Raw genomic sequence first — 3,887 nt, 5'->3', positions numbered from 1 at the left:
TCTGGCGCACGCCAAGGAGTTCACGGTCGGGCGCGGCTTCCTGGAGTTCGTCGTGAGCGAGCGCAACGCCCTCGCGCCGATGCAGTGGCGCGCGCTCAACGACCCCGGCGAGCGCCCGACGGTGCCGACGGGGTACGAGGCGGACGCGACCTGCAGCTACTGCTTCGAGCAGGACGCCTGTATGGTCGTCTCGGGCCGGCTCGACCAGGAGTCGAAGGCGGGCCAGATCGGGACGCCGATCCCCGACGCGGAGCGCGACTACTTCGACCGCTTTTATACCGCCCTCGAGGAGGAGCGCCGCGAGACCCACGCCGAGTACCGGAAGCTGTGGGAGCAGACGCCGGAGGAGCGCGCCGCGGACGACCGCGCGCTGATCGACCTCGACCCCGTCTCGCAGACCGAGATCGACGACGCCCGCTGGGAGCTGCGGGCCCGGAAGCCCGGCGACGCCGTCTCGAAGCTGCGCGAGGGCGACGTGGCGCTCGCGAGCGACGGCGACCCGGTCTCCGGCCACGCGGAGCTCGGCCGGATCACCGAACTCGGGAAAGGCGAGGTCGTGGTCGAGACGGACGAGCCGGTCGAGCTGCGCCGCCTCGACGTCTACCCCTCCGAGATCTCCGTCGACCGCTCGCTCACGGCGCTCCACGACGCCGTGCTGAAGGGCGACCCCGACCGCAAGGACGTGCTGTTCGGCCGCCGGGAGCCGGCGTTCCGGACGCCGAGCGACCGACCGTCCGGCAGCCCCGGGACCGACGGCCCGAGCGACCCGGACGAATCGGACGCGCCCGACGCGTACATCGACAACAACGCGGCGCAGAACGAGGCGGTCGGGCTCGCGGTCGACGCCGAGGACCTGGCGCTGATCCACGGGCCGCCCGGCACCGGGAAGACGTACACCATCGCCCGGGCGATCCGCGCGCTGGTCGCGGAGGGGAACCGGGTGCTGCTGTCGGCGTTCACGAACCGCGCGGTCGACAACGCCCTCGAGGCGCTCCGGGACCAGGGGTTCGACGACGTGCTCAGGGTGGGCACGGAGACCGGCGTCCGCGACGACATGCGGGACGTGCGGCTCGTCCGGCGCGGCGAGCCGAACGCGAAGGCCGCGGAACTGCGCGACGCCCCCGTCGTCGCCGCCACGACCGCGACCTGCGGCTCCCGGGTCATGCGCGAGTGCGAGTTCGACGTGGCCCTCGTCGACGAGGCCTCCCAGCTCACCGAGCCGGGGACCCACGCCGCGATCAACCTCGCCGACCGGTTCGTCCTCGTCGGCGACCACGAGCAGCTCCCGCCCGTCGTCCGGGCGGAGAACGACCTTCAGACCTCGCTGTTCCAGCGGCTCATCGAGCGATACCCGGACGCGAGCGTCATGCTCGACCGCCAGTACCGGATGAGCCAGCGCATCCAGGCGTTCGCCTCGGCGGAGTTCTACGACGGCGCGCTCCGCCCCGCCACGCCCGAGGTGGCCGGGCAGTCGCTCGCGGACCTCGGCGTCGCCCCCGACGCGCCCGCGCCCGAGCTGACGGGCGGCGTGGGGTTCGTCGATCCCGACGGGGAGCGCGACGGCAACCGGAACCTCCGCGAGGCCGAGCGCGTCGCGGCGGTCGTCGACGCCTACGTCGCGGCCGGCGTCGACCCGGACGACATCGGCGTCATCGCCCCGTTCCGCGCGCAGGTCGCGGAGATCGGCCGGCGGACCGAGGTGACCGTCGACACAGTCGACCGCTTCCAGGGCTCCTCGAAGGCGGTCATCCTCGTCTCGTTCGTCGCCACCGGCGACCTCGACGGCCCCATCTTCGAGGACCACCGCCGGATAAACGTCGCGCTCACCCGGGCGAAAAAGCAGCTGACGCTCGTCGGCGACGCCGACGCGCTCGCCTCCGACCCCTTCTACGAGCGGGTGCTCGACTGGGCGCGGCGGTAGGCGGCCGCGCCGCGAAGTCGGCCTGACGAGCGTTTAACACGCGAGCGCCCCTGCGGACGGTAGAGCCGAATGGAAGAACTCGATCGGGTGTTGAAGAAGTACGCCACCAGCCAGGATCTCATGGACCGGATCCGATACGTGGCCGAGACGTTGAGCATGGAGTTCGACAAGTGGGACGACCAGTACGTGAGCGGTCCGAGCCTGTACTTCCTCGTCGTCGCCGAGACCGACTTCGAGACGTACACCGACCCGCTGGGAGAGAACGTCTGGCCGACCGACCGGTGTAAGATCGTGCTCGACTCGCCCGAGGCGTTTCGGCGGGTCGCCGAGGACGTCGGGTTCAGCCGCGACGGCGCGATCGTCGTGACGGGCGACGGGACGATCCAGCAACAGATGGTCCGAGTCCGAAGCCCTCACCACGCGGAGGTGCCGGGAGTCGCGGAGCTCGAGTACCCCGACTGGATGGGGACCAAACACATGAGCGCCCTGGAGACGTCGCTCCGGCAGAACGTCCTGTGGGCGATCACGCTCAGCGAGGAGGACGGCCGCGTCACCACGTACCTCGACGGCACGTATCAGGACTACCCCCGCGAGGAGATCGGCGGTCGGTGGCGGCCCGGAGGGTAGCGGCGCCGCGACCGACGCGTCGCGCGCTACTCGCCGTCCGCGTCCGTGACGATCCCCGGCTCCTTGCTCGCGATAACGACGATCCGGTCGGTGAGGTCCTCGATCGTGTTCGCCAGCTCGTCCGACAGGACCGCGAGCTCGCGGTAGACGAGCGGCTGGTCGATCGCGTCGTCGGCGAACGCCGTCTCGATGGCGTCGTTGCGGAGCTCGTCGCACTCGCTTTCGAGCGCGCGGATCGCCTCGATCCCCTCGGCGAGCGTCTCCGTGGCGTCGGCGTGGGCGAGCCCCCTGACGAACCCCTCGACGACGTCGGCGAGGACGACCGTCATCTCGGCGATCCGCTCGGCCATCTCGCGCATGTCGTCGAACGGCTCGACGCCGGCCGCGGGGCGCATCATCGCCACCTCCTGGACGATCCGCTCGGTGTGGTTCGCGACCACGTCGAGCTCGTTGTAGAAGTCGAGCAGCGCGGACTCGTTGAAGTTGATCCGCGTGTTCAACAGGCCGATGTCGTCCGGGCCGGCCTCGGTGATGAGCGCCGTGAGCCCGCGGACGAGGTCGTCGCACTCGCTTTCGACCGCGGCGATCTCGTCGGCCGTCTCGTCGAACGCGCCGTCGGTCGCGTACGCATCGAGCGCTCGCGGGAGGAGCGCGACGCAGTCGTCGATTCGGTCGAGATACGCGACGGTCCGGGTCTCCAGCCGTTCCCCGAAGTCTGCGTCGGTGGTCATGCGCGGAACAACGCGCGTCGGCGGTAAAGAGGTTCCCTCGCGTTTCGTCGATCGTGAGGGTTTGACGGCGGCTCGCCGCGGATTCGCCGGTCCGGGCCTACGGCGCGTCGACAGCGTCGAGCGCCGCCTCGATCCCCGGAACGTCGAACCACTCGCGGCCGGTGTAGGCGTTCGTCCCCGCCGCGTACATCTCGGAGACCGCCTCGACGACCGCGGGCGGAAGGGGGTCGGGGGACTCGTCGCAGAGCTCGCGCCAGTCGTCGATGTCGCGGCCCGCGACCGACTCCTTCGCCTCCTTCACGGCCGCGACCCAGTCGGGGTCGTTCGCCTTGTACCACTGGCGGACGACCTCCTTCGAGACCCCCCGGCCGCCGTAGGAGAACCGGTTCTCGTCGAAGGTGCCGACCACGTCGGCGACGCGCAGCTCGCCGTCGGCGTAGAGGCACTCGATCTTCCCGTCCTCGTGGACGAAGCCGGCGGCCTCGGCGCGCTCGGTGACGACGCGGTTCACGTCGAGCGCGAGCGATTCGAGGGCGTCGACGTCGGCGGCGCCCGCGATCGCGTCGGCCTCGGCGCGGGTCAGGTAGCGGTCCTGCTCCTCGTACTTC

At 71.0% G+C, this 3,887-nt stretch carries 4 protein-coding genes; 2 read left to right on the top strand and 2 right to left on the bottom strand.

Annotated features, from left to right (window positions below; translation table 11 throughout):
* Together B9G38_RS15055 and B9G38_RS15050 are read left to right on the top strand one after the other, a co-directional pair.
* Positions 1 to 1,921 (top strand): AAA domain-containing protein (locus tag B9G38_RS15055; RefSeq protein ID WP_086220915.1); only part of this gene is annotated, 1,921 nt, incomplete at its 5' end.
* 69 nt (positions 1,922 to 1,990) lie between these two features.
* A complete protein-coding gene (locus B9G38_RS15050; RefSeq protein WP_086220914.1) occupies positions 1,991 to 2,548 on the top strand; it encodes a diadenylate cyclase in 558 nt (185 codons plus the stop codon).
* A gap of 26 nt (positions 2,549 to 2,574) precedes the next feature.
* Here the strand turns inward: B9G38_RS15050 and B9G38_RS15045 are convergent, their stop codons facing one another.
* The gene (locus B9G38_RS15045; RefSeq protein WP_086220913.1) at positions 2,575 to 3,279 is read right to left on the bottom strand and encodes a DUF47 domain-containing protein; all 705 of its coding nucleotides are present in this window, start codon (positions 3,277 to 3,279) and stop codon (positions 2,575 to 2,577) included.
* 97 nt (positions 3,280 to 3,376) lie between these two features.
* Positions 3,377 to 3,887, bottom strand: a 511-nt coding sequence (locus B9G38_RS15040) for a phosphoribosylaminoimidazolesuccinocarboxamide synthase (RefSeq protein WP_303646240.1), incomplete at its 5' end; no start/stop codon positions are given.

Source organism: Halorubrum sp. SD612 (assembly GCF_002135005.1).
Note: the sequence above shows the minus strand (reverse complement) of the source record. Positions and strands in the feature narration are given on the sequence as shown.

Bases quoted from the DNA above. Each gene is read 5' to 3' on its own strand.
- B9G38_RS15045 (WP_086220913.1), bottom strand. From the start codon at position 3,279: ATGACCACCGACGCAGACTTCGGGGAACGGCTGGAGACCCGGACCGTC.
- B9G38_RS15050 (WP_086220914.1), top strand. From the start codon at position 1,991: ATGGAAGAACTCGATCGGGTGTTGAAGAAGTACGCCACCAGCCAGGAT.